Below are 24,969 nucleotides of genomic sequence, written 5' to 3' on the forward strand. Positions count from 1 at the left end.
TTATTCAAAATAGATGTCGGTCATTGAACCGAACATATAGAAGCCGCCGCCGGCAGTCTGAGACATCTCTGTGTGTAAGTGCATTGGATAGGTACCTGTACTTACCGGAGGCCATGCATCCGGTGGTGTTTCAAATGGAAAAATCACATCTATCTGTCCACCATTCGCATCCAATGGAATAACATCTTTCCTCCATACATCCGGACAAACTACACCATTGCTTGTTAACCACTCCATATGATTTGCATGGGTATGTACTGCTTGTTGACACATACCTGCGTTTATCACACGAACCAATGTTCTATCACCAATATGCCCATGTAGTGCTGAACGTGGATCTGCCATGGCATCTAGATTGGGGTCATGAGAACCTGGTGCTCCTGGAGGACGTCCACCCAGACCATTGATTGTAAAATAACGTGGTACAAATGGTGTTGTTGGTGTTTGACCATTTTGTACTGCATTATTCCAAACTGGGTCTATATCATTAAATACCCAAAATTGTTGTTGCACAAATGTTAAACTACCTGGGTAAAGTTCATTAGCACTATCTCTTGGCATAATTGCCATACCACCATGTAAACCACATAAACGGTTATAAGGAGCATTGAGCTTATCATAATACATAAATGAACCAGATCTTGTTGCAATAAAACTAAGGTCCTTAGTTGTACCACCTGCAATTATTCCACTATCCACAATACCATCAATCACAAAACTGTGTGGTGTTTGCAATGTATTCACGATAGTTATCTCAACTGTATCGCCTTCTTGAACTATAAATGACTCACCTGGGATATTAAGTGTCGATGGCGAGCTGCTATACCCCATAAAATATACATCTTCGCCAGTCATTTGAGTGATGAACCCTTCTGTTATATAAAGGGTTCTGTTTATTGTTGCCGCCTGAGCCGATGTGGCCCATACGGTGAGACTTGAGCCTGCGATTGCAGTACGTGCAAAACTGGCCATGCTAAACTTTAAAAAGTTTCTGCGCTTCATGTTAACACCTCTCCTTGTTAATTTTTATTCTATAAGTAAAAATATCCTAGTTATTCTTCTTTAAGAATAGTTAATGAGGCATCATCGTAGCTAGAAATTGTAAAGAAAGTGTAAATAAAATAATATTTAAATATAATAAATATTTATTTTTAAAGTTTAAATATAATTTTATAAGGTTGCCTAGAGGCTATTTACTAATGAATTACTGAAGAAACAATGCAACTTTTTTTTAACTTTATTGACTTAATAAAAATGATGGGATATTACAAAAGTGGTAGGTAGACTAATCTAAAAAAATTTCAACTTCTTGTTAAAAGTAATTTACAAACGGTATATTCAGTGTTTAAAGGTGGTACACCCATCAGGATTCGAACCTGAGACCTTCGGTACCGCAAACCGATGCTCTATCCAGCTGAGCTATGAGTGCACATTTAAAGTGTAGTAGCGATAATTTAGAGCGCAATTATAGCAGAGAAATCTTTATTTATCAAGTAAGTTCATAGGTCCGAATAATTCGAGTGCCTTGGGGTTGGAAATAAACGTATGATTGTAAGGATGTTCCAATTCTATCGTTTCAAATTTATTAAGTGTAAATTGTTTCTTTAAGTCCTTTGCATGTGCACCGAACAAGATGAGTTTCGGTGCATTCTCTTCCATAGCATTTAACAGTGTCTGCACAAAGGGTTGCCATGCTTTTACATGTTTTTTCGTACTTTTTTTGTCTGTAAAAATCAGTGCTGTATTTAAAAGCAGTACCCCATTTTTTTCAAAATTACGCCGTAAATCATCTATAGAATCGATCATTTGCGTTTTATCTAACTTGCTAATGGCTTCTTGCGAAGTATCGTCTATGGTCAATCTATGACTGGCGACAAGCGCCATTTTCATAAAGTTACGTAAACTTGTTGCACGATTGACCTCTTTACTTAGACCGGAGACTGAAAAAAGGTTCTGTACTTTGGTATCTATAAAGGCATATCCTCCGGCACTCTCTTTTCTTGGATAGGGATCCTGACCGAACAAGATGTATTTGACTTTCTCTTTAGGTAGGGTGTTAAAGGCATTGAAGTAGTTTGCTTTTGAAGGGAAGTAGTGTTCATCTTCTTCTAAAAACCTTTGATACTCTGCCTCAAGAGAGGCATACGCTTCTAATAAAACTGTCTCCCATGAGCTTTTGGACATTAATCTCTCTTTTTTAGTTTATCAAACTTGATGATCAGCTCTATCTTGCTCACCGGGATGCCCAGTTTCTTAGAGACAGAAGCTTTACTTTCACCCGCATTGATAAGTTCCATCACTTCATCAAGAGAAGAGAAGTTGTCTATCACATCTTTCACGGCAACACGTGATGCTTCATAGTTTGCTATCGTCACATTTTTTACTTCCAGTATCTCATTGAGCTTTTTATTTTCTTTGGCTAATTTACTGTTTTTACTCATAAGCGTCAACAGTATAATGACCAACAGTGCCAATAACGCTAAAACTGTTATATCCATCATTTGCATCTTAGTTAACCTCCACGATAATTAAAATTAAAAAAACGAAGCCCAAGTAACCGTTCACTGTAAAAAAGGCTTTGTCTATTTTTGTAAAATCTTTGTTGACTATGTAATGTTCATAACCCAACATGATAGCAGAAAAAAGTATTGCAAGCTGTGCCCATAAACCTAATCCTGCAGTGACTACAAAATACGTCCAGAAAACGATGGCTAAAAGATGAAATACCCTTGCGATCCACAGGGTCTTGTTTGCTCCGAACTTAGAGGGAATAGAGTGTAAGCCATGTGCTTTATCAAATGCCATATCTTGCAAAGAGTATAGCAGGTCAAACCCTGCCACCCAGAACATCACGCCAATGGCCAGATAAACAGACCAAAACGTTATTTCAGCGTTGACTGCCACTACACCTGCTATAGGTGCCAGTCCAAGACTCACACCTAATATGAGGTGTGCCATCGAAGAGAAGCGCTTAAAAAGCGTATAGGCCCCAAGTACAAGTAAAATAGGTAGAGAGAGCTGAAAAGCCAAAGTATTCACGAAATATGCAACTACAATAAACAACAAGGCATTCATCACTATAAATGCCAGCATTTGTGCATTTGACACTCTACCGTCTACGGAAGGACGACCTTTTGTACGGGGGTTAAGGATGTCAACGTCTCTGTCAAGATAACGGTTTACACCCATGGCAAAGTTTCGCGCAGTGACTGCTGCCAGTGTGCCTAAAAACAGTAACTTCCAACCGAACCAACCTTGCGCTGCTACAAGCATTGCAATAAAGATAAAGGGTAAGGAGAACACGGAGTGTTTAAACATAACCAGTTCTGAAAAATGGTTCAATTTCTCTTTTATACGATTCACAATACAGCTCTACGGATGAGGAATTTTTAACTTAGAATTGAGAGACCATGCAATGATCAGTACCAAAATAGCGATCACATAACCGCTTGTGACCACACCGTAAGCATTCAATAGATACAGTACCCATAACAGTATTGCTCCTAAGGGTGTCGGTACACCTTCAAAGAATTTTTCAACTTCTCCTACATCAACTTTGAGATTGAACTCTACAAGCCTACGTAAACCACTGATGATATACCAAATAAAGACCAAACCTAACAACAGTTCTTCTACACCTGTGATACCACTGTAGTGTCTTACTGCATAAAAGAGTAAGAATGCAGGCATGACTACAAAAGAGAGAAAATCTGCAAAACTGTCAAGTTGTATACCAAACTCTGTAGAGAGACTGTATTTTCGAGCCAGTTTTCCATCTATAATATCACAGGCACCACCGATCCATGCCAAAACAATAGCCGTAAAAAAATCACCTTTAACAATGAAAAATATCGCCATGATCCCTGCAGTGATATTCAAATATGTTACTAAGTTCGCGATATTAAAACGGTTGTTCTTGTCAAATAAATTCATTCATGACCCTCATTGATTTATAGCCGTATTTTATCCTTTTTGGGGTTATGGTATGATTACGCTATGAAAAGTATTAAAACAGACTATAGTGAGGCACTAAATGCCGAGTCTTAAAACCTTTAAACAACTTGCGCTTATCGGTCCTACAGCATCCGGGAAAACGGCTCTTGCCATCAAAGTAGCGCAACATATGGATGCCTATATTTTATCACTGGATTCACTTTCTATCTACAAAGAGATCGACATAGTCTCTGCTAAGCCTACACCAGAGGAACGTGCCGGTATTACACATTTTGGCATTGACTACCTTTACCCTGATGAAAATTTCGATGTTACAACCTTTATTAAGCTTTACCATGAGGTTCATACACTGTGTCTTAAAGACGAAAAAAACCTTGTCATTGTCGGGGGAACCAGTTTTTACTTGAAAATGCTCATTGAAGGTATCAGTGAACTGCCTACTATTTCAAATGAAACAAAAGTAAAGACCAATTCCTATCTACAGGACTTGCATAAAACCTATGAATGGCTATTTGGTTTAGATAAGCTCTATATGTCAAATATAGAATCCAATGATCCTTACCGTATAGAAAAAGCTTTAAATATTTATTTGGAAACAGGACTGACCCCGACACATTATTTTAAACAATCCCCACCCCGGCCTACTGTGACTGAACCACTGCCTATTTACCAGATTGCAATCGATAGAGAAAGACTTCGTGAACGTATAGCCTTGCGTACCGGGATGATGGTGAACGATGGATTGATCGATGAAATATGTATGCTAGAAAAAAAGTATACACGCACACCCAACTGTATGAAATCTATAGGGATCAAAGAGACATTGGCTTACCTGGATGGCAGGTATGACAAAAAGATGCTTAGTGAAAAGATCACTACCAATACTGCAAGACTGGCTAAACGACAGACAACATTTAATAACTCTCAGTTCAAGAATGTAATAAAAGGAAGTGTTAAAGAGTTGGAAAATATGTTACTTAGAAGATAACAAGTACTTTTATAAGCCTTGTTATACGTTCTAGAGCAAAGAGCCCTAGAACTTTGCAGATCAGTACCCGCTGGCACTTATCATATAATATAGATAAGATACAAGTGGCTGTACATAGAAGATCGCTGATACAGTTGCAACTGTTGCAAAACCGATGATAGCCATCAGTGGTTTAGAGATGTTATAGTAGACAACATCCACATCTTTCACCGGATCTTTCAAGAACATGTATACCACAAGTTTCAAGTAGTAGTATGCTGCGATAGCCGAGTTAAGACCCATCACGATCGCTAACCAGATATAACCTGCATTGACTGCTGCCTGCATCACATAAACTTTACCCCAGAATACTGAAAATGGAGGTACACCCGCCAGTGAGAACATAAAGAGTCCCATAATCACTGCACCCATAGGCATGATCTGGATAAGCCCTGCAAATTTCTCGTATGGGTGGTCATAACGGTCATCGAATCTTCTCTTCTTGTGACGAGAGATCCATAGCATTGCAAAAGCACCAAGATTCGTAAACATAAAGAGTGCATAGTAAAGGAATATTGCCGTATTACCCTCTGTTGTATCTAAAGCCAGTGCTGCCATAATGAAACCGGCATGAGAGATAGATGAGTATGCAAGCATACGTTTTACATCATTTTGTACCAATGCCATAATATTAGCAAGTGTCATTGTAAGTACGGCAATGATAAGGATCGTCCATCTTACCCACTCGATACCAAGATCAATATACATGCCAAAGAGTCTAATACTTACTACAAAAGCAGCTATTTTAGGTACCACTGACATATATCCAGCTAAAGGTGCAGAAGCACCCTCATATACATCTGGTGCCCATGTATGGAACGGGAAGAGTGAAAGTTTAAATGCAAAAGAAACAAGTAAGAGTACAGATGAACCAAAAATAGCGATCATCAATCCTGTTTCATTCAAACGTGTAGCCATGACTTCTGCCACTTTATAAAGTTCTACTGAACCTGTCAGTGCATAAATAACAGCTGAACCCATTGCAAAGAATGCTGCTGCAAGCGCACCCATTGTAAAGTACTTCACCGCTGCTTCATATGAATTGCTTCTGTTGTGCAACGCAATAAGCGTATAGAGTGAAAGAGATGCTGTCTCAAGCCCTACAAAGATCAGAATAAGGTTATCTGATGCTACCATAAACTGGAATCCTGCAATCATAAATAAGAAGAGTGCAAAAAATTCAGGATATGAATACTCATGAAATCTTTTTGACGTGAGTGCAAGTGGTATGAAGATCATTGATCCACCAACGATCATCAGTTGAGAGATGATAGAGATACCATCGATCAACATGACATCAAAGAATCCACGTTCATTGACATTGAGTCCCAATACAGAACCAAAATTAATGAAAAGTACTAGGATCGTTAACATCACATACAGTGACTTATGTAATTTCTCATTAAGAAGATCAAGAATCAAAATAATCAAACCGCCGGCAATAGCTATAAGCATTGGTGCTAGGGAAATAAGGTTTAGGCTTTCTAAACTCACATTAATTGGCTCTAACATTAGTTCACCTCCTTATTTGATTTTGCAACTCTTATCATATCTTTTGCCTCTTGTGTAATCGCTTTTTCATCCATAAAGCTTAACAGTGCTTTTACAGAGTTATCTATTGGGCCGAGTACTGGTTTAGGATATACACCTAACCAAACTACAATCGCAACCAATGGAATAAGTGACCATGTTTCTCTACGATTTAGATCTTTAAGTTTTTTGTTCTCTTCATTATTCAATGGTCCAAAGAATGTACGTTTCATGACTCTTAACATATAGACGGCACCTAAAATAATAGAAGTACCAGCTAAGATAGTCATCATAGGTGATACTTGGTAGAAACCAAGAAGAACAAGGAATTCACCCACAAAACCGATAGTCAGTGGTAAACCTACCGATGCCATGAGCATAATTCCAAAAATAACCGCAAATTTAGGCATCACTGATGCGATACCACCAAATTCAGACATAAGTTTTGTATGTCTTCTATCATAGATCATACCCACAAGCATAAACAGTGCACCCGAAACGATACCGTGAGACAACATTTGGAATACTGAACCTGACAGACCCTCTGCATTCATTGCAAAAAGACCAAGCATAATAATACCCATATGTGATACCGAAGAGTATGCGACCACTTGTTTCACATCTTTTTGAGCATATGCGATCATTGCTGTATAGATGATCATAATGAGTGACAATACAGCAATTGGTGTGATTGATATCACAGAGGCATCCGGGAACATTGGAAGTGAAAATCTTACAAATCCGTATGTACCCATTTTAAGGAGTACCGCTGCAAGAATGACCGAACCTATTGTTGGTGCTTGACCGTGTGCATAGGGGATCCAAGTATGAAATGGGAACATCGGTACTTTAATAGCAAAACCGATAAAGAACGCTGCAAATAACCACAATTGATAATTCACAGGCAATACCAATGCATACCAGTCAGTAATTGCAAAGCTCCATACGCCAGTAAGGTTATGGTAAATATATGCAACAAATAACATACCTACAAGCATGATCAATGACCCTGTAAATGTATAGAGGAAGAATTTGATCGATGCATAAATTCTAAGCGGTCCACCCCATGCACCAACGATATAAAGCATTGGTACCAGTGAAAGCTCCCAGAATAAGTAGAAGATAATCGCATCAAGTGCAACAAATACACCTACCATTGTCATCTCTAGGAAAAGCAGTGTCACAATCATATTTTTAATATTTTTCGTTTCACCCATACTTGCCATACCGATAAGTGTCATCAATGTTGTCATCAGAATAATGAACAATGAGATACCATCCGCACCAACATAATAAGAGATACCCATATCAGGGATCAATGGGATCATTTCTACAAACTGCATTCCGGCACTTGATGTATCGAAACTGAACCATAACCATAAAGAGAGCAAGAATTCGATTGTCGCTACAGTAATACCATAGGCTCTAGCACTCTCTTTATCTACTACAAATCCAAGCAATCCTGCAACTGCCGGGAAGAAGACCAATATACTTAAAATATTTTCCATTTTTACCCCTTAACCTATCATCGCTGAAATCGCAGCAATTACCAATAACAGTACCGCACCAACAGCCATCCAGTTTAGATAGTTTGAAAGGTTACCTGTTTGCATACTTCTTGTTTTATCACCAGAACCGTAAAGGAACTTCGCAATATTATCTACGGTTGCATCTACTATTTTTAAATCTACCTCTGTCCAGAATTTCTCAGAAATCATCATATATGGTTTGGTGATGAATTCTTCATAGAATTTTGGCACATAATATTGGTTGGCAAGTAGTTTATAGAAGAAACCGTTTTCAACTTTTTCACTTCTTTTCCAAGCATTTTCACCTGTTCTTGCATATTTATAATAAGCATAAGCGATACCCGAGAGTGCAAAGAAAATTACAATAAGACCCAAATACGTTGCCAAGTGGTGTGTATGATCAGACATTTCATACTGAACAGTCTCACCTATCTTATAGATAAATGCTTTGTATGATCCCATAAACCATCCTGTGATAATAGCAAGTACTGCAAGAGGAGACATTGCTACGAGGACAAATTTGTACATTTCATGTGGGTGGAACCCTAATGGTGTGTGACGATCTTCACCATGGAATGATAAAAAGACTTGTCTAAATGAATAAAATGCCGTCATTCCCGCAGTGATCACCAACATGCCCCATAAGATATAAGTATGTTCATTAAATGCTGTTTCAATGATCGCATCTTTTGACCAGAAACCTGCAAGTGGCGGCAGACCAGCAAGTGCAACAGAAGCGATAGTCATATAGATCCATGTACCTCTCATCTTCTTTCTAAGTGCACCCATCTTAAAGAGATCAAGCTCATCATGCATAGCATGCATCACGTTACCTCCACCAAGGAAAAGGAGTGCTTTAAAGAAGGCGTGTGCCGCAAGGTGGAAAAGTGCGATCCAATACGCACCAAGTCCTGCCGCTGCGAACATATATCCTAACTGCGAAAGTGTAGAGTACGCAATAATTCTTTTTAAGTCACGTTCAACCAGTGCCATTGATGCTGCGTAGAATGCAACAAAGGTACCAAGAGAAGCAATAAAGAAACTCACTCCAGCAACTTCTTCCATACTATACAATGGGTTAGATCTAATCACTAAGAAAACCCCTGCTGTTACCATCGTTGCTGCGTGAATCAATGCAGAAACCGGTGTAGGACCTTCCATTGCATCCGTTAACCATGTGTGAAGCGGAAACTGCGCTGATTTACCCATCGCACCGATAAAGAGTGCGATCGCCGCTGTAACCAAGACGGTTTCACCAAGATATGGAAGCTGAGCAAATACTTCATCATACTGAAGTGAACCTGTGTTCCAGTAAAGAATAAAGATACCGATCAGCATACCAAGGTCAGCGATACGGTTCATAATAAATGCTTCATTTGCTGCCCAAGACGGAGAGATCGAAGGATTTTCTTCTCTTGTCTGATCTGGCTTGTGATACCAAAAACCAACCAGTAACCATGAACAAACACCAACACCTTCCCAACCTATAAACAGACCGGCAAAGTTATCTGACATTACAAGTATCATCATAGAGAATACGAAAGCCGACAGATAGGAGAAGAATCTGTTAAAACTCTTATCATGGTCCATATAACCGATCGCATAAATATGTACTACTGTAGAAACCAAAGTTACTACTGTCATCATGGTTACTGAGATCTGATCAACCACAAAACCAAATGGTATATTGAGATCTCCAGCATTGATCCAATCCATCATCGTTACATGTACCACTGTACCTGTTGTGTAAAGGTTGAATGCTAAGGTTGCTGAAGCGACAAACGACAAACCTATAAGTAGAGAACCTACTACACCTACAAATATTTTTCTTTCACTCATACCAAATAAAGCTGCAAAAAGAGACCCTACAAATGGTGCAAAAAGTGCTATATATACTAAATTTTCCATTATTATCCTCTCATGCTTGCAAGGTCATCTAAATCAAGACTTCCATATTTTTTATACAATACAATTAATATACCAAGACCCACTGCAACTTCACTCGCTGCAATAGCGATAATAAAGAATGCAAACATTTGCCCTGTTAAATCATTGTAATAGTGTGAAATAGCTGCAAATGCTATATTTACTGCATTAAGCATGACCTCTGTTGCGAAGAAAAGCATTAAAAGGTTTCTTCTTCTAAGTACCCCGATCAATCCTATAGAGAATAGGATCGCAGATACGATCAAATAATGAGAAAGACCTATCATCATTTTTCATCCTTTACTATCATAATTTCATCATCTGCACCCATATCTTCAGTGAGACTCACATCCATTTTCTTACCAGCAAGTATAATCCCTGCGATCATTGCTACGAGTAACATGAGTGCTGCTACCTCAAACGGTACAAGGTACTTTGTAAAGAGTATGATACCAACATCTTGGGCATTGCCCACACCTTCATGCATTGGGTAAAGTGCCTGTACACTCTCGCTGAAGATCGGTGCTGCGAACATAAGTACCAGCACCAATGCCGAGAGTCCACCAAGTAAAAATACTAAAGCATTGTTTGTATTTTTCTCTTTAATCGTTCTTGTTGCATCAAAAAACATCATCGCAAATGCATAAAGAGCCATAACAGCCCCGACATATACAACAAGTTGAACTACACCAAGGAAATCTGCGCCTAAGATGAAGAAGAATCCAGAGATAAGGACCATACCAGCTGCAAGTGATGTCATAGAGTAAAGTATATTTTTACTCATCACAGTGATCAAGAAAAGTCCTATTGTCAAAATAGAAAAGAGATAAAAAGCAAATCCTTCCATTGTCATCAAAGATGCTATAAAGTTTTCTAACATGTCATCTCCTCCCTAATACGCTAAAGGCGTTTTTTTGATATTTTCATCTGCATTTGGGGATACTGCCCCAAATCCATCATACTCTTGCTGTAAGTTCAGTTTGTCGATAGGTGTTAACATATCTTCAAAGAGTGAGAACCCGGCTCTTTGCTCTGCAGCATTCTCATAACGCGGTCCATGAACGATAGCAAGTTCCGGACATACTTCTGCACAATAACCACAAAAGATACAACGACCGAAGTTAATGGTATATTCACTGACTTCTTTACGTTGTTCTTCATCATATCTTGTATCCATAGCGATACAATTTGAGATACATATTTTTTCACAAAGACCACAACCGATACATCTGTAGTTACCTGATTCAAGTAATCTAAGCATGTCATGGATCGCTCTATATCTTGGCGATATTGGCATTTTTTCAAATGGATACTTTACTGTATGCATATCGCCTTTAAAAAGTGCCTTAAGCATGGATCTCATTGTGACCCAAAGTCCTACAAAAAGCTCACCTTTAACAGTTCTTTTTGCCACTTGAGAGAACTGTGCCATCGCTGTTTCAGGTTTACTTCCTACATCAAGTGTTCTGTAGTTTTGTGTTCCTACATTTCTGTTTTTAAATTGTTCTAAACTCATACCTGCTCCTTTATACCATCATCACTACAGCAGTGATCAGAATATTGATCACAGCGATTGGCATTAATACTTTCCAACAAAGCCACATCAATTGATCTGGTCTGATATGTGGCCATGATGCTCTTACCCATAACATCAAGAAGAAGAAGAATGCGACTTTAAGGATAATAAACAACCATCCAAATGCACCTGCTGTATCAAAGCCACCTAAGAATACGATGGAAGCAATAATTGCAACGGTGATCATGTTTGCATACTCACCAATAAAGAACATACCCCATCTCATTCCAGAATACTCTGTTGCATACCCGGAAACAACTTCTGCCTCATGTTCAAGAAGGTCGAATGGTGTTCTGTTCGTCTCTGCAAATCCTGCAATGAGGAAGAGTACAAATGCTACTGGTTGTTGCCAGATCAACCAAGAACCGATACCACCAGCTTGTGCGTCATTAAAGTCAACAAATGACAATGAACCAACCAACATGATCGGTGCCAAGATAGAAAGCCCTGTCACGACCTCATAAGATAAAAACTGGATCGCTGTTCTCGCTGCTCCTATGATACCCCATTTGTTCGCTTGTGACATACCTGCTAAAAGTGGACCGTAAAGTCCTGCTGCCATCATACCAAGTACAAACAATACACCGATGTTCAAATCAGATGCAATAGATGGTACAAAGGTACCACCAAGTAAAGGAATAAACTCAGGAACCGTAAAGTCTGGGAAAACCGGTACAGCAGAAAGGGCAATAAATGCCGTTGCTGCTGTAATGATCGGTGCGATCATAAAGATCAGTTTGTTTGCATTTTGTGGGATAATATCCTCTTTCGTGAAGAGTTTAATACCATCTGCCGCAATTTGTAATAAACCATAAGGTCCTACGTGCATTGGCCCAAGACGTCTCTGCATAAATGCAAGTACTTTTCTTTCTACATACGTACCAAAACCTGCAATTGCCGAAATCACAGCCAAGATAATCACGGCTTTGATAATGACACCTAGAGCAGTTACCTCCGGTAAGTTTTCTATGAGTGTTGTTTCCATATTACACCTTTCTCAATGTTACTGTTTGATATCTTGACCCACCAAAGAGACCATACACATCTTTAGCAGATTTGAAATCTGGTACTTTTACGATGTCACCTTCGATCTTTTCATCGGCTACCACATCTAAAGTAATACTTCCATTTTCAAATACTACTTCTACTTTTTCTCCCAAACTCTCAGCTTTCGCAGTACTTGCATACAGTGCGAATGCTTCAAAGATCTCATGAGACTTGTCTGTAAAGTCGTTAAACTGTCTAGCAGGGTTACATCTATAGGCGATTTCGCCTTCCAGCGCTAAACTCTCGTCAAATTTCTCAACAGTCGGTAGTGCTACCTCATCGACTGTGACATCAAGTCTATATCCGCGATTATCTACACCAGCATTTGTAAATGCATTTGGCAACGAGTCAAATGCAACAGCTTTAAAGCCTTTTGCTGCTGGAAGCATTTCAGTCCAGTCAATCGTTAACTCTGGTGCACCTACCAGTGCTTTCATAAGATCATTCAGTTCATATCCACCATACTCTAATGCAGCGTTCGTAGGAAGTACTCTTTTAGCTATAGAGGTCAATGTTCCCTCTTGCTGGTTCATAGCCGGCATATCTAAGTCTCCATCACCCAGTGCAGAGAGTCTAAAGTCACCATTTTCGTTATACCCTATTGTATATCCAGAACATTCATCATCAAGATCACAGATCAGTGCCACACCCAGTGCATTTGATTTTGGTGGAGTCATCACCACATCAATGTTACATGTTGCCTCTATAAGTGCTACAAGTTTAGCCAGGTTTTCTGCTTTTTCATGGAAGTAAAGATCTTCACCCACCATCAATGAGAACGCTTCTTTTTTCTTCATCATTTTTTCAAATGCATCATCAAACTTCTCGGAATCCTTACCCAAAAGTGTCACTAGACCGTTGATCGTCACAGTAATCTCTTTTTCAACCGTCTCTTTGACTTTTTTAGATACTTCTTCCTCTTCGCCGGTCTCTTCGTTAACAACCATCTCTTTGACAGTCTTCATAACTTGCTCTTTCACCGTTCTGGTCTCAGAACTTTTAAAGCTTTCAATATATTCTTTGACTTCAGCAGGAAGTTTCTCTTTGTCTGCAAACAGGTCCAAGATAAGGTAAAGTGCCGCTTCTTCAAGCCCCACTTTGTGATTGAACACTTCAACTGTCTTACCGAATGTAGGGATGAGTGTATCACCTACCGGATGGAAATAAAGTCCTGCACCTTTGTTAAGCTTTTGTACATTGTTAAAGGCATATTTCATTGCTGGAGAATCGTTTCTAAGTGCTGCACCTACAGAGATCACAAAATCACTCTTCTTCATGATCGCATCTGGATCTGTAGAGTATAAAGAGGAACCTGAAGCTGCTGTATAATGTCCTAAGAATTTTTGGAATGCTCTTACTTCTGGGTTGTAGAGTTTAATGCCCATTTTTTCTTTCAGTGTCTGAAGCATCATTGCTTCTTCATTCGTGATCATAGAGTTAAATCGGACTGTATCTGCTTTTTTAAAGGCTTCAAGTGCTGCATTAAATGTTGCTTCATCTTTCGTTGCCCCTCTGTTCTCAAAGTCATAAGCAAAACGTGCTGAACCATCAAGTGATACATACGACCACTCATTGGTAATACGGTAAATTTTTTCAGATCTGTCTTCTATGGATGTAGGTTTTACTTCATAGTAGATTTGCGCACCATCACTTGAGTGTGCTGCAACAGCAGGTATTCTTCTTAAATCCCAGGCATTTGACTTGTAGACAAAGTCACGGCTTGCGAGTGCACCCACCGGACATACTGCAATACATTCACCACAGTCTGAACAGTTCGTAGATTCTGTACCGTTACTCGGAGCAATAATAGACTTTTGCAGTTTGTTCCACATAGAGTATGCATCTTTTGGCATCGTATCTTTATAGCTTTTGTCAAGTTCAGGCCCACCTCTTTTAACTGTGGTGATCGCCGCGTCTCCAACCATATCTTTACAAACAGTCGTACAACGTTCACACACGATACAAAGACCTGGATCATAATGCAATACGGAAGACCAGTTTGTTGTCTCTCTTTTCATATCTGGGATCATATATGATTGTGAATCTACCGCAAGTTCAAGTGTATAGTTCTGTAATTCACACTCTCCGGACTTATCGCACACACCACACTGAAGCGGGTGGTTCACATCATAGACTTCCATGATAGCTCTACGCTCTTCAAGGATATTTTCTGTCTCAGTAGTGACTTCCATACCTTCTTTTACTTTAGCGTTACATGCATATACTTGTTTACCATCTGCCTCTACCAGACAAATACGACATGCCAATGTCGGCGAACATCTTGTCAGGTAACATATAGCCGGGATGAAAACATCATTAGCACGAGCAGCATTAAGGATATATTCACCTTCTTTTGCTTTGTACTCTACACCATCAATCGAAATTGAGACCATATTATCTACTGTTTGTACTTCACTCATCGTTGTTTCCTATATTTTGATTATTTATTTTTTCAAAAGCTAGTCTGCTAAATCTATAGGAGGATAGCAAAGATGCACTTAATTTTATGTCAAAAGTAGGATTTAACGCAATGGTTCCTTTCATATATGTATCAATTTTAAACACACGTATAAATTTAACGCCCTCAATCTCAAAAGAAATCAAATCACCATCTTGCAATTTTGTAGCTATGGCAAACTGTTTAGAACCACGTAATATATTATCTGTTCCCCTCTCTTGCGCCATTGGTTTTTCTACTTTATACGTATAAATAACTGCACCATCATACACTGGAAGATCATCTATCTCATCCAGTGTAAAGTCCCGTATTTGCTCTTGAGGTATCAATCTATACAGGCACGGTTTCTTCAGATCCTCTTCATTCACTCTTTGAAACCCTTTCTCTTGCGGTAATTGATTGCTGTAGTCTGTAAGCGTTTTGGCATTAAGCCCTAACGTATGGGCAATACTGTGTAATCCACCCGCACTTGAAGTTTTCATGTCGTCATTGACACACACACATTTATCACTATTGATATAGGTACCCTCTTTACAACTTTCATACAGGACACTTCGACCTTCTGTCCTCTCATCAAGGTCACAAACCAATGCAATACCTAAGGCATTTTTAGCAGGTGGTACACACAAAATATGCAATCGGGCATGCCGTTCCAACAGCGCTATGAGTTTTGCTATTTGTCCTGCTTTTGGATGCGTATATAAATCACTGCCTAGGATCAGAGAGACTGTAGTGTCATGCCCTATAAGGCTATGCATTGATTCTAGTTCTTCTTCTCCCACATTACTTTCCGCACTAAGGTAACCAATATCAAGATCCTCTAAAATATCTTCTATCTCTTCGGGAAGCTCTTTATCTTTCAATAGTGCATCTGCCAATAATGCAGCTACACCCTCTTCACTCCCTACTTCATATTTTATAAACTGTGAGATACTGGTTTGTAGTGTGGCATCTTCTATAGGATGCATATAAACAAATTTGGGATTTTTTTCTTCCAATACCTTCTGAACTAATGGCATAGCTTCTGTACTTTCATCCTGAAACCATACGCCAAAAGATATCACTACTTCAGAAGCAGCCAAAGTTTCTAGATCACCTTTAAAAACATGATACCCGCTACCACTGCTATATGCTTTTAAAAAATCCTGATATACCTTTGCTTCAGGGCATATCAAGTTCTTACCGTGTTTTTCTTTAAACAATTGAAAAATATATGCTTCTTCATTTGTAATATCTGCTGAAAAAACTATACTCTCGACATTTTCAAAATTCTTTTTTTGATTTTCATACGTGGACTCCACTATTGTCTCTTCCTCCTGCTTTTCTCGCCTTTAACTACCTTAGACAATACTACCCTATTGTCTCTGCTTAAAAATGCGTTGGATGATTGTATTAGAAAACAAATTAAAAAACAAAGTTCTGTGTTAAAATGTATCAATTACAATCGATTGAGCGCTCTTTGATGCTTATATTATACTTTCTGATGTTACATATACTCACATCGAAGATCAACTTATGCAAGTTATAACTTCACTATAGATAATTTTTTAATTCCCTATGTTACAATTTGGTCAAAATAAAGTTTTATAAGGGTAAACATGATACACGAAAACGGAAAAGTAGTTGATATAGCGATTATTGGAGCAGGGCCTGGCGGTATGGCAGCTGCTATCGAAGCAAAACTAGCGGGTATTGAGAACATTGTTGTTATTGACAAGGCACCTCATCACAATGATATGATCCACAAGTTTTACAAAAAAGGTAAACGTGTAGATAAAGACTGGATGGGTATCAAATTTGAATTCACTGGTAACGTTACATTTGAAGAGTGTTCTAAAGAAGAGTACATTGAGCAAATGGATAAAAAACTCACTGATGCTGGCGTACTTGACAGATTTGAGTATAATCATGAGATCATGAGAGTTGAAAAAGGTGAAGATGGTCTTTTCTCAATTATTTATGGTACTGACGGTGTAGATGAAGCGTTGGAAACGTTGAAAGCTAAAAACGTTATCCTTTCAGTGGGTCGTATGGGTAAACCAAACAAACCTAAATATAAGTTCCCTAGAGAGCTTAAAGATGTTCTTAACTTCAACCTTTCAAAAGTTCAAAACGGTGAGCACGTCATGATTGTTGGTGGTGGAGACACTGCTGGTGAGTATGCTTATGGTCTAGTAGAACTGGAAGGTATGGAAGATTGTGTGGTTACACTTAACTACAGAAAAGCAGAAATCACACGTATGAACCCAATCAATACTGAAATGTGTACAAAGTATCTTGACAATGGTAAAATTGTTAACAAAATGGGTGTAGATGTTGAGAGCGTTGAGCCTTCACCAGCTGGTAAGATCCAAGTAAACTTTACAGATGGTTCAACAGGTGAGTATGACAGAGCTGTCTACGCACTTGGTGGTACAACACCAAAAGATATCCTTGTAAACTCTGGTGTTAAAACTGGAGAATGGGATGTTCCTGTATACGACGAAAACACATTTGAAACAAATGTTGAAGGTCTTTACACTATCGGTGATGTTGTAACAGACCAAGGTAGTATTGCACTTGCATTTAACCATGCATCATCTGCAGTAAAAAATATTGCTTCTAACCTGAAGTAATTCTTCTATACTGTGCTCTTTTGAGCATGGTATGAATATACAATACTCTATAAAACTTTTTTCGCTTAACAATAATTATAAATACTAAATTGATTGATGTTTATGTTGTAGTGATAGTAGAATCATATAGCATCTTCATACATGAAAAGATACTATATGATATAAAGCAGTAGCTTTATTCTGCCTTTTCTGCCTCAGCTTCTTCTGATTCAGCTGCAGCTTTTTCTGCCTCGATCTTGGCAGCTCTCTCTTTCTTTGTCGCTTCATCTACTTTTTTCACGACAATCGTCCAGTCTACTTCGTTAAATTTCAGTGAATTCATCAGATCATGTCCAGTAGCTTTCACTACATCTGCAGATTTTTGGATAGAAGAATAATCTCCTACTTCAAAAAGGAAAATTCCTACTTCTCCCACTTTTAATCCCTGATCAATAAGCTCAACCATTCTATCATAGAAATCGTCTTTTAAATGTCTTAAATCATATCTTTTCATGGGCTCTCCTTATCTGTCAACTTCACCGAATACGATGTTGGTAGTACCAATGATCGTAACGACGTCTGCTATGTATGTACCCACAAGAAGCTCTTGAAGAAGTCCTGTATGGAAGAAACTTGGTGCTCTACACTTAAGTCTGTAAGCATAGGGCTCACCCTCTGACTTGATGTAAAAACCAAGTTCACCTTTTGGTGATTCGGTAGGCACATAAACTTCACCTTTTGGTGGTCTCATACCTTGAGTTACCAATACAAAGTGTTGCATCAATGCATAGTTTTGTGTCATGATCTCTTCTTTTGTTGCTGAGATATACTGTGGTGAATGTGCCATAAGTTGAGGCTCAGTCTCATCATACATAGGGATAAGTTGTCTGATGATTCTTGTAGATTGTCTTATCTCTTCCATATAGAGTCTATAACGTCCGTATGAATCACATCTTTCACTTACAGGAATATCAAAATCAAGCTCTGAATAGAGTTCATAAGGTTCTTCTTTTCTGATATCATACTTCACACCAGAACCTCTTAGCATAGGACCTGTACACCCCCAGGAAAGTGCATCTTCAGCAGAGATAACCCCCACATCTTCCAAACGCATTTTCCAGATACGGTTTTCGGTAAGAAGTGCTTCATAAGTATGCTCTACTTCATAATCCACTTTATCACAGAATGCAGCAATATTCTCTAACCAACCTTCAGGAAGGTCAAGCGGAACACCACCGATACGTACTGCAGAGTGTGTCAATCTTGCACCACAATAATCTTCCATGAGGTCCATTGCAAATTCACGTTCACGGAATGCATAAAGGAAGACTGACATTGCACCAACATCCAGGGCATGCGTTGCGATAAAGAATAGGTGTGAAATAGTACGGTTCAGCTCAAGTAACATCGTTCTGATCACTTGTGCACGTCTTGGCGCTTCTACACCGATAAGCTTTTCAACAGCCAATGCATACGCATAGTTGTTTGAAGTTGACGCAATATAGTCAAGTCTGTCTGTTGTTGGCAAAAACTCATTATACGTCATGTTTTCTGCCATCTTTTCGATACCTCTGTGAAGGTAACCGATATCCGGATAGGCTTTAATTACTTGCTCACCGTCGAGTTCAAGCACTAGTCTTAACTGACCGTGTGCCGAAGGGTGTTGAGGACCAAAATTGATAACCATTGTGTTGTCGTCACGCTCAAAATTGAGGTTCTCAAAAAATGGTGTTAATTTATTAGCTACTTGCATCGGCTCCCCTATTTTCTTTCGTCTAATTGCTTAGACCCTTTTTTATTATAGTTTACTAAGAATGTTTCACTATATTCAACTGCTTGTTCTTTTTCACCTTCAGAAATATCTGCACCGAATGGTACTTCATATCCTACTCTTGAGAAACGTTTTGTATCGTGTCTGTCTATTTTTGCAGGATCTCTGTTTTCTGGTCCTATGATGTCTCTGTATTCTTTTCCAAAGATTTTATCTACTTCATACCATGAAGCGAACTCATCTCCAAAGAGAGGATATGTTTTAAGTAACGGATGTCCTTCCCAGTCATCAGGCATAATGATACGCTTAAGGAATGGATGATTGTTTACTTTGATACCGAACATATCAAACATTTCACGTTCTGCAAAGTTTGCAGACTTGAAAAGAGGTTCAACACTTTCAATCGCTTCACCTTTTTTAAGACGGCATACAACCCTTACTCTTTTGGCTTCATTGACATTAAGAAGTTGGTAAAAAAGTTCAAATTCTCCGTCTTTAGCCAAATAGTCTACAGCAGATTGCTCAGAACACTGTGTATATCCGCATTTTTCTTTCAGTGTTTTAAGTACAGCAAAGTTTGTTGTTGCATCAATATGTACAACCAATTGTCCGATCTCAACATAGGTTTCTTTTGCCAAGTCTCCCAGTGCTGTCACTACTGCTGCGAAATGCTCATCTTCTACTTCACTTCTAGGTACACGTGGTGCTACCCAGAATCTGTCTGTATAGTAAGCCTTCCCTTGAACGTTATCTTTTGGTACGTATTTTCTCATTAGATTAACCTCGCTCTTTTACCCGTTTGATTGGTCAAGTCTTGTTTTGTGTTTTTCTTCATATCTGCAGACTCTTTACGAATCTTCTTCTGAAGCATCATCAGTGCATACTGAAGTGTCTCAGGTCTTGGTGCACACCCTGGAAGATAGATGTCAACAGGGATGATACGATCCACACCTTGTACTGTTGCATAGGTGTTGAACATACCGCCGGTATTTGCACATGACCCCATAGATATCACCCATTTAGGCTCTGTCATCTGGTCATACAGTCTTCTGGCAAACTCAGAGTGCTTTTTAGAAAGTGTTCCTGCCAAGATCATTACGTCTGCCTGTCTTGGAGAAGCTCTAAAGATCGTTCCCATTCTATCGAAGTCATAACGGGATGCTCCCGATGCCATCATTTCGATCGCACAACATGCGAGTCCATAAGTAAGCGGCCAAAGCGAGTTCGAACGCCCCCAGTTTACGAGTTTATCTACCGAAGTCAATGCTATCGGTAAGCCAGCAGAACTGGCATAGTTTACTTGATGCTGTGCCATTCAAGTGCTCCTTTTTTCCATGCGTATACGAAACCAATCGTAAGTAATAATATAAAGAGTATCATCTCAGCAAAACCAAACCAACCAAGCAATTTAAAGTCAATCGCCCAAGGGAACATAAAGATAATCTCAACATCAAACAAGATAAACAAAAGTGCTATCAGATAAAACTGTGCAGAAATGGTGTTAGGTTGCTTCGTTACCTCTGGTCCACATTCGTATATACTTAACTTAAGTCTTTCCGTATCAAGCCGTGCAAATTTTCTACTAACGAAACGTGCAGCCCATAGCGTCGCTGGGAACGCCACGGCTGTCAACGCAAATAGAACAAATACACCGAAATATGGATGTTCTGTAATTACATGAGTCATTTTAATCCCTTTAATTTCATAATTCTCTTTAAAAAACAAGCAACGCTCGTTTTTAATTCCTCTCACTAAAGCTTGCCTTAGGCTTAAGTTTTCACTTGCTTCTGTCAGTAGAGAGATTCCTTTAGAATATTTGCTTCATATTATCTAAAAGATGATTAAAAGATTTTGGAGGACTTTATCCTTTAGGTGATTACTCTTTAGTATGTAACGAGATGTAACTATGCATAAAGAAAATAGCGCTACAATATCAAATGAAATTATAATAACTATAAGGGTTAACAGAGTGAACTTTCCTAAAAACTATATCAATGTACTATACTGGATCGCCATGGCAGGCTTACTCTTTTGGTTTGCCTACTCCAAAGGATGGATACTTGCCAATTTTGAATCTATCGATGCCAAACAAGCCATACATTTACTGGAAAATGATGATAATGTAACACTGCTAGATGTGAGAACGATACCAGAGTATAAAAGTGGACATCTCAGAGGTGCGACGCTTATTCCCGTACAGGCGCTCAGTCAAAACCTCGGTATGCTCAAACAGGATAAAGACAAAAAGATCATCGTCTATTGCAGAACAGGAAGTAGAAGCGTATCTGCATCCCGCATATTGGAAGAAAATGGCTTTACCCCGCTGAATGTCAAAGGCGGGATCATCCAATTGATCGGTGCTGGAGCTACACTCGAAAAATAACGCTACCTATGCCCCACATTCTATACAGTACTGAATGTGTTTAGGTGTTCTTTTGTGACATGCGCTGCACACCCTGTTGAGTTCCTCTTGACAAAAACCACAATAGTTTTTACTATAATCCACCCTGTTTTTACAATTTGGACATCTGCTTTGATTATAGGCATCGATATAAAGGGTCTTTTCTCTCAACTCTTGTCTTAATTTTTCTCTCTTGGAAACACTTCTTTGTATCAAGAAAATAACCAAACCGATACTTACAATACCAAGCAACATCAAGAAATAGTATCCCAAGAATATAAACCCATATTCATATAAAAAAGTAATGATCTTCTCTAAAAATCTGCGCGGGATAATATGAAAGATCAAGCGCAACACGTCAATAAATATAGGAAGCAAAGTAATGATAATGATATGAGTACTGATCAATGTGATCAGCTTATTTGGCACGGATATTTTTCTTTCAGGCCTTGTAGAGAATCTATAGGCCAGTAAAGATAAAAGTAATAAAGGCAGTGTAAATTTTAATAAATAGAGGAAAGAGACAAAGGGTTGCCAAAATGCATAAGAATCGTACTCTTTTTTGAATGTATCCTTATTGTTATTCACAAAATCAACATATTGTTGGTAGCCTTTATACGTAGATACTTTCTTGATCTCTTTGATCTGCCTATCGATATTTTTCTCTTTTTCCAGCAAACCATAGTATTTATCTCTAATCTTCTTATCTCTATCTTGTTCAGTAAAAGAGATTTTTTCAAACAAAGCAGTATTATATCTTTTTTCGATGCTATTGATTTCAGAGACAACATTTCGTTTGTCATTTCTTAGGTTATTTTTGAGTTCTTTGTTGTTTTTAAATTCATCAGATTGAGCAAAAACAGCTATTTTCTTATAAAGTTCTGTACATATTGGAGCCATTCTTTTGTCATGGTAGGTTTGGATCTTTTTGCCACTGTAATATTCTGAATGAGTAGGGATATAAAAAGAGACATACTCCGAAAAAGGAAACCTATCATAGGTATATCCTCTCGTTGCACTATTCCAGACGCTATTTTTATATTTTGGGTCAAAATGATTTTTACATTGATAGGGATATTTTACATTTAACGTGGGAGACATATTTTTTTCAGAGTCAATCCCCGTTAAGATCGTAATCAATAAAAAGATATCTAAAATGATGATCAAAAGTATGGAAAACTTAGAAAATGGTTCATTGTTGAACGTAAATAAAGTTGACTTGGTTTTGGTCATGAATGACCTTATATAAGAAAACATCTAACGCCTTTCATTGAATAGGTAAAACTACACTTTAAAGCCCATACTCTTTGACCCTTCAAAGCTCGAACCAAGCTCTTTTTCGATCTCTTCAAGGAAGTCTTGATTTCCAAATACACTCTCTTCACGTACAGCGACTTTATAGGCTGTATTTTTGATGATAAGATTGATCTGTCCACCGGTAAGTTCGTATTTGGCAAGCTCTGACATCTCAAACCCTTCTTCATAATCTGCATTTTCAGGAAGCATGAACTGCCAAAGTCTAAGACGCTGTTTTTTCCCTGGTTTTTTGAATTCTATCTTGTAATTGAAACGTCTTGAAAACGCTTTATCTATGTTACCAAGCAAATTGGTGGTAGCGATAAGTATGCCTTCAAATTTTTCTATCTGTTCAAGGAAGATATTTTGCATCTGGTTATGCATTTTATCTGCCGAACTTCCTGTTCCTTCACTTCTTGCACTCAAAAACTGATCGGCTTCATTCAGTAGTAAAATAGGATTTACTTTTGCTTTTGCACTTAACTCTTTAAAGTCATCAAATATCTTACGTACATTCTTTTCACTCTCCCCTACATACATCGAGAGGATCTTAGAACAGTCAAATGAGAGTATAGGGCGTTTGAGTGTTTTAGCCAGACTCATCGCTGTCATTGTTTTACCTGTACCTGCAGCCCCATAAAAAATAATACGTGCATCGATACCTTTACGTTTGTCTTTAATACCCCACTCTCTGAGTTTTTTAAACACCTCTTTGTCAACTTGTTTGACAACATTTTGTAATGTCTCTCTTGTTTTAGGATGCAAGACCACATCGTCCAAAGTAGTTACAGGTTTCAGATACTCAAAAAGCTCTTGTTCCTGAACCAATGCATCCAACTTGAGTTTTGTTACTTTTTTACTTTTTTTAGGATGTATGATACGTTGCATCACCTCTTCTTGTAGATAAAAAGACCGACTCACCCCACCAAACATGTTCAGTATCTCTTCATAGTCAATGATGTCTTCATTGATGAGTTTTGCACCATCTTCAAGCAACGCACGGTTTTTTATTTTTTCGTACTCATCAAAGCTGATAAGTTCTATCAGCGTATTCATGTCCCTAAATTGCCCTTCTCCGCCACTATACTCTTCTTTAAGTAATGCCAGGAAAATTCGTTTTTCTTTTTCATCAAGTCCTTTTTCTTTAAAAAACTCTTCTACGACAATGGGTGATTTTGTCATTTTGACACGTTCTTCAATGCGTGTTGTCAAAAGTGTCAATTTGTTTTTCAAACGTCCTATGCTCAGTGAATTATCTGCAAAACCTTGTTTAAATGTAGCGATTTTATGTAAAAGTGACACCATATCAAACTGATCTTGAAGGTACTCCAGGTGATCTGTATAAGGTTTGACTTCGGGAAGGAAAATTTCCAATGAGCCCTCTTCTAGCAGACGTAGTAAAGAGATACTTGGTGTGACAGAAGTGCTGAGCAGTTCCAACTTGGATGCTTCATGTGCTTTGACCTGTCCAAAACTTACTTGGATCATCCATCCTAGGTCCAAAAGATTTTTGATCGATCCGAGTTTTTCCAGATAAACATACCCCTCTGATGAAAAATTCTCTTGCAGTATTTCCAGTACAGAGATCTCTTCCAGCCCTGCCACATAACGTTTACAGATATACTGTACCAGAGATGCTTCTTCTTCTGTACATTTCAAATGTTCAAAAATGGCTGTCTTCTTCACATCTTTTGTTTCAATAAAGTCAATAAGGTATTTCAATGCGTGTTCCTAATAGTTGATAATAATTTGAGTATAACAAATATTTGCTATACTTTGAGTAATACATGAATGTGCAAAAAAGGAGAACAGATGGGTATCGTCTTGATGATGACTGTAACACACTCTATAGTAATGGCT

The 24,969-nt window shown here is 38.4% G+C and carries 24 protein-coding genes and 1 tRNA gene; 3 read left to right on the top strand and 22 right to left on the bottom strand.

The features are described from left to right. From LDM93_RS07775 to LDM93_RS07800, 6 genes are all read right to left on the bottom strand, one after another. Window positions 1-1,002, bottom strand: a complete 1,002-nt coding sequence (locus LDM93_RS07775; RefSeq protein WP_223891796.1) for a multicopper oxidase domain-containing protein — start codon at window positions 1,000-1,002, stop codon at window positions 1-3. Window positions 1,003-1,352: 350 nt separating this feature from the next. Next, window positions 1,353-1,429: transfer RNA gene (locus LDM93_RS07780), tRNA-Arg, on the bottom strand. A 53-nt stretch (window positions 1,430-1,482) separates the two neighbouring features. Further along, the gene (locus LDM93_RS07785) at window positions 1,483-2,184 is read right to left on the bottom strand and encodes a uracil-DNA glycosylase family protein (protein WP_223891797.1); all 702 of its coding nucleotides are present in this window, start codon (window positions 2,182-2,184) and stop codon (window positions 1,483-1,485) included. After that, window positions 2,184-2,507, bottom strand: coding sequence for a sigma-70 family RNA polymerase sigma factor (locus LDM93_RS07790; RefSeq protein ID WP_223891798.1), 324 nt, complete (start codon window positions 2,505-2,507; stop codon window positions 2,184-2,186). The genes LDM93_RS07785 and LDM93_RS07790 overlap by 1 nt, the downstream gene beginning before the upstream one ends. Window position 2,508: 1 nt before the next feature. Next, window positions 2,509-3,363 (bottom strand): menaquinone biosynthesis prenyltransferase MqnP, encoded by an 855-nt coding sequence (mqnP, locus tag LDM93_RS07795; protein ID WP_223891799.1) that lies wholly within the window; start codon window positions 3,361-3,363, stop codon window positions 2,509-2,511. Window positions 3,364-3,372: 9 nt separating this feature from the next. Then, on the bottom strand, window positions 3,373-3,933 hold the full coding sequence (locus LDM93_RS07800) for a phosphatidylcholine/phosphatidylserine synthase (RefSeq protein ID WP_223891800.1): 561 nt from the start codon (window positions 3,931-3,933) through the stop codon (window positions 3,373-3,375). Between the two features lie 100 nt (window positions 3,934-4,033). On the opposite strand from LDM93_RS07800, the gene miaA reads away from it, so the two are divergent. Then, entirely contained in the window at window positions 4,034-4,942 is a 909-nt protein-coding gene (gene miaA, locus LDM93_RS07805) for a tRNA (adenosine(37)-N6)-dimethylallyltransferase MiaA (RefSeq protein ID WP_223891801.1), read from the top strand. Window positions 4,943-5,002: 60 nt separating this feature from the next. On the opposite strand, the gene nuoN is transcribed toward miaA, so the two are convergent. From nuoN to LDM93_RS07850, 9 genes are read right to left on the bottom strand one after another with little or no spacing between them, the layout of a single operon-like run. After that, window positions 5,003-6,493 carry an NADH-quinone oxidoreductase subunit NuoN gene (nuoN, locus tag LDM93_RS07810; RefSeq protein ID WP_223891802.1) on the bottom strand — a complete coding sequence of 497 codons (1,491 nt, stop codon included), beginning with the start codon at window positions 6,491-6,493 and terminating at the stop codon, window positions 5,003-5,005. Continuing rightward, the gene (locus tag LDM93_RS07815) at window positions 6,493-8,019 is read right to left on the bottom strand and encodes an NADH-quinone oxidoreductase subunit M (RefSeq protein WP_223891807.1); all 1,527 of its coding nucleotides are present in this window, start codon (window positions 8,017-8,019) and stop codon (window positions 6,493-6,495) included. The genes nuoN and LDM93_RS07815 overlap by 1 nt, the downstream gene beginning before the upstream one ends. Window positions 8,020-8,028: 9 nt before the next feature. Next, on the bottom strand, window positions 8,029-9,948 hold the full coding sequence (gene nuoL / locus LDM93_RS07820; protein ID WP_223891808.1) for an NADH-quinone oxidoreductase subunit L: 1,920 nt from the start codon (window positions 9,946-9,948) through the stop codon (window positions 8,029-8,031). Window positions 9,949-9,950: 2 nt separating this feature from the next. Next, window positions 9,951-10,253, bottom strand: a complete 303-nt coding sequence (nuoK, locus tag LDM93_RS07825; RefSeq protein ID WP_223892057.1) for an NADH-quinone oxidoreductase subunit NuoK — start codon at window positions 10,251-10,253, stop codon at window positions 9,951-9,953. Further along, window positions 10,253-10,846 carry an NADH-quinone oxidoreductase subunit J gene (locus LDM93_RS07830; protein WP_223891809.1) on the bottom strand — a complete coding sequence of 198 codons (594 nt, stop codon included), beginning with the start codon at window positions 10,844-10,846 and terminating at the stop codon, window positions 10,253-10,255. The genes nuoK and LDM93_RS07830 overlap by 1 nt, the downstream gene beginning before the upstream one ends. 12 nt (window positions 10,847-10,858) lie before the next feature. Continuing rightward, window positions 10,859-11,482 (bottom strand): NADH-quinone oxidoreductase subunit NuoI, encoded by a 624-nt coding sequence (gene nuoI / locus LDM93_RS07835; protein WP_223891810.1) that lies wholly within the window; start codon window positions 11,480-11,482, stop codon window positions 10,859-10,861. Between the two features lie 10 nt (window positions 11,483-11,492). Beyond that, window positions 11,493-12,527 (bottom strand): NADH-quinone oxidoreductase subunit NuoH, encoded by a 1,035-nt coding sequence (nuoH, locus tag LDM93_RS07840; RefSeq protein WP_223891811.1) that lies wholly within the window; start codon window positions 12,525-12,527, stop codon window positions 11,493-11,495. Window position 12,528: 1 nt separating this feature from the next. Beyond that, a complete protein-coding gene (locus LDM93_RS07845) occupies window positions 12,529-15,009 on the bottom strand; it encodes an NADH-quinone oxidoreductase subunit G (protein ID WP_223891812.1) in 2,481 nt (826 codons plus the stop codon). Then, window positions 15,002-16,348: a hypothetical protein gene (locus LDM93_RS07850; RefSeq protein ID WP_223891813.1), complete on the bottom strand. Its 1,347-nt coding sequence runs from the start codon at window positions 16,346-16,348 to the stop codon at window positions 15,002-15,004. Before LDM93_RS07850 ends, LDM93_RS07845 begins: the two co-directional genes overlap by 8 nt. Before the next feature lie 297 nt (window positions 16,349-16,645). Here LDM93_RS07850 and LDM93_RS07855 point away from each other — a divergent pair, with 297 nt between their 5' ends. Then, window positions 16,646-17,662: an NAD(P)-binding domain-containing protein gene (locus LDM93_RS07855; RefSeq protein ID WP_223891815.1), complete on the top strand. Its 1,017-nt coding sequence runs from the start codon at window positions 16,646-16,648 to the stop codon at window positions 17,660-17,662. A gap of 175 nt (window positions 17,663-17,837) precedes the next feature. Here the strand turns inward: LDM93_RS07855 and LDM93_RS07860 are convergent, their stop codons facing one another. Genes LDM93_RS07860 through LDM93_RS07880 form a run of 5 tightly spaced genes read right to left on the bottom strand, consistent with a single transcriptional unit; the run spans window position 17,838 to window position 21,098 of the window. Next, complete coding sequence (locus LDM93_RS07860) at window positions 17,838-18,155, bottom strand: NADH-ubiquinone oxidoreductase subunit E family protein (RefSeq protein WP_223891817.1); 318 nt, start codon at window positions 18,153-18,155, stop codon at window positions 17,838-17,840. A 9-nt stretch (window positions 18,156-18,164) separates the two neighbouring features. Continuing rightward, entirely contained in the window at window positions 18,165-19,394 is a 1,230-nt protein-coding gene (gene nuoD / locus LDM93_RS07865; RefSeq protein ID WP_223891820.1) for an NADH dehydrogenase (quinone) subunit D, read from the bottom strand. Window positions 19,395-19,402: 8 nt separating this feature from the next. After that, window positions 19,403-20,185, bottom strand: a complete 783-nt coding sequence (locus LDM93_RS07870; protein ID WP_223891821.1) for an NADH-quinone oxidoreductase subunit C — start codon at window positions 20,183-20,185, stop codon at window positions 19,403-19,405. Then, window positions 20,185-20,727, bottom strand: a complete 543-nt coding sequence (locus LDM93_RS07875; RefSeq protein ID WP_008244697.1) for an NADH-quinone oxidoreductase subunit B family protein — start codon at window positions 20,725-20,727, stop codon at window positions 20,185-20,187. The genes LDM93_RS07870 and LDM93_RS07875 overlap by 1 nt, the downstream gene beginning before the upstream one ends. After that, the gene (locus LDM93_RS07880; RefSeq protein ID WP_223891825.1) at window positions 20,709-21,098 is read right to left on the bottom strand and encodes an NAD(P)H-quinone oxidoreductase subunit 3; all 390 of its coding nucleotides are present in this window, start codon (window positions 21,096-21,098) and stop codon (window positions 20,709-20,711) included. Before LDM93_RS07880 ends, LDM93_RS07875 begins: the two co-directional genes overlap by 19 nt. 283 nt (window positions 21,099-21,381) lie before the next feature. Between LDM93_RS07880 and LDM93_RS07885 the strand changes: the two genes are divergently transcribed. Next, entirely contained in the window at window positions 21,382-21,795 is a 414-nt protein-coding gene (locus LDM93_RS07885) for a rhodanese-like domain-containing protein (RefSeq protein WP_223891826.1), read from the top strand. A gap of 6 nt (window positions 21,796-21,801) precedes the next feature. Here LDM93_RS07885 and LDM93_RS07890 read toward each other — a convergent pair whose 3' ends face one another. Together LDM93_RS07890 and LDM93_RS07895 are read right to left on the bottom strand one after the other, a co-directional pair. Next, window positions 21,802-23,046: a zinc ribbon domain-containing protein gene (locus LDM93_RS07890; protein ID WP_223891827.1), complete on the bottom strand. Its 1,245-nt coding sequence runs from the start codon at window positions 23,044-23,046 to the stop codon at window positions 21,802-21,804. A 51-nt stretch (window positions 23,047-23,097) separates the two neighbouring features. Continuing rightward, window positions 23,098-24,831, bottom strand: a complete 1,734-nt coding sequence (locus LDM93_RS07895; protein ID WP_223891828.1) for an ATP-binding protein — start codon at window positions 24,829-24,831, stop codon at window positions 23,098-23,100. Window positions 24,832-24,969: the final 138 nt, after the last annotated feature.

Origin of the sequence: Sulfurovum sp. TSL6 (genome assembly GCF_019972115.1) — a bacterium.
Taxonomy (GTDB): Bacteria; Campylobacterota; Campylobacteria; order Campylobacterales; family Sulfurovaceae; genus Sulfurovum.

Bases quoted from the DNA above. Each gene is read 5' to 3' on its own strand.
- LDM93_RS07775 (WP_223891796.1), bottom strand. From the start codon at position 1,002: ATGAAGCGCAGAAACTTTTTAAAGTTTAGCATGGCCAGTTTTGCACGT.
- LDM93_RS07785 (WP_223891797.1), bottom strand. From the start codon at position 2,184: ATGTCCAAAAGCTCATGGGAGACAGTTTTATTAGAAGCGTATGCCTCT.
- LDM93_RS07790 (WP_223891798.1), bottom strand. From the start codon at position 2,507: ATGCAAATGATGGATATAACAGTTTTAGCGTTATTGGCACTGTTGGTC.
- LDM93_RS07800 (WP_223891800.1), bottom strand. From the start codon at position 3,933: ATGAATTTATTTGACAAGAACAACCGTTTTAATATCGCGAACTTAGTA.
- miaA (WP_223891801.1), top strand. From the start codon at position 4,034: ATGCCGAGTCTTAAAACCTTTAAACAACTTGCGCTTATCGGTCCTACA.
- nuoN (WP_223891802.1), bottom strand. From the start codon at position 6,493: ATGTTAGAGCCAATTAATGTGAGTTTAGAAAGCCTAAACCTTATTTCC.
- LDM93_RS07815 (WP_223891807.1), bottom strand. From the start codon at position 8,019: ATGGAAAATATTTTAAGTATATTGGTCTTCTTCCCGGCAGTTGCAGGA.
- nuoL (WP_223891808.1), bottom strand. From the start codon at position 9,948: ATGGAAAATTTAGTATATATAGCACTTTTTGCACCATTTGTAGGGTCT.
- nuoK (WP_223892057.1), bottom strand. From the start codon at position 10,253: ATGATAGGTCTTTCTCATTATTTGATCGTATCTGCGATCCTATTCTCT.
- LDM93_RS07830 (WP_223891809.1), bottom strand. From the start codon at position 10,846: ATGTTAGAAAACTTTATAGCATCTTTGATGACAATGGAAGGATTTGCT.
- nuoI (WP_223891810.1), bottom strand. From the start codon at position 11,482: ATGAGTTTAGAACAATTTAAAAACAGAAATGTAGGAACACAAAACTAC.
- nuoH (WP_223891811.1), bottom strand. From the start codon at position 12,527: ATGGAAACAACACTCATAGAAAACTTACCGGAGGTAACTGCTCTAGGT.
- LDM93_RS07845 (WP_223891812.1), bottom strand. From the start codon at position 15,009: ATGAGTGAAGTACAAACAGTAGATAATATGGTCTCAATTTCGATTGAT.
- LDM93_RS07855 (WP_223891815.1), top strand. From the start codon at position 16,646: ATGATACACGAAAACGGAAAAGTAGTTGATATAGCGATTATTGGAGCA.
- LDM93_RS07860 (WP_223891817.1), bottom strand. From the start codon at position 18,155: ATGAAAAGATATGATTTAAGACATTTAAAAGACGATTTCTATGATAGA.
- nuoD (WP_223891820.1), bottom strand. From the start codon at position 19,394: ATGCAAGTAGCTAATAAATTAACACCATTTTTTGAGAACCTCAATTTT.
- LDM93_RS07870 (WP_223891821.1), bottom strand. From the start codon at position 20,185: ATGAGAAAATACGTACCAAAAGATAACGTTCAAGGGAAGGCTTACTAT.
- LDM93_RS07875 (WP_008244697.1), bottom strand. From the start codon at position 20,727: ATGGCACAGCATCAAGTAAACTATGCCAGTTCTGCTGGCTTACCGATA.
- LDM93_RS07880 (WP_223891825.1), bottom strand. From the start codon at position 21,098: ATGACTCATGTAATTACAGAACATCCATATTTCGGTGTATTTGTTCTA.
- LDM93_RS07890 (WP_223891827.1), bottom strand. From the start codon at position 23,046: ATGACCAAAACCAAGTCAACTTTATTTACGTTCAACAATGAACCATTT.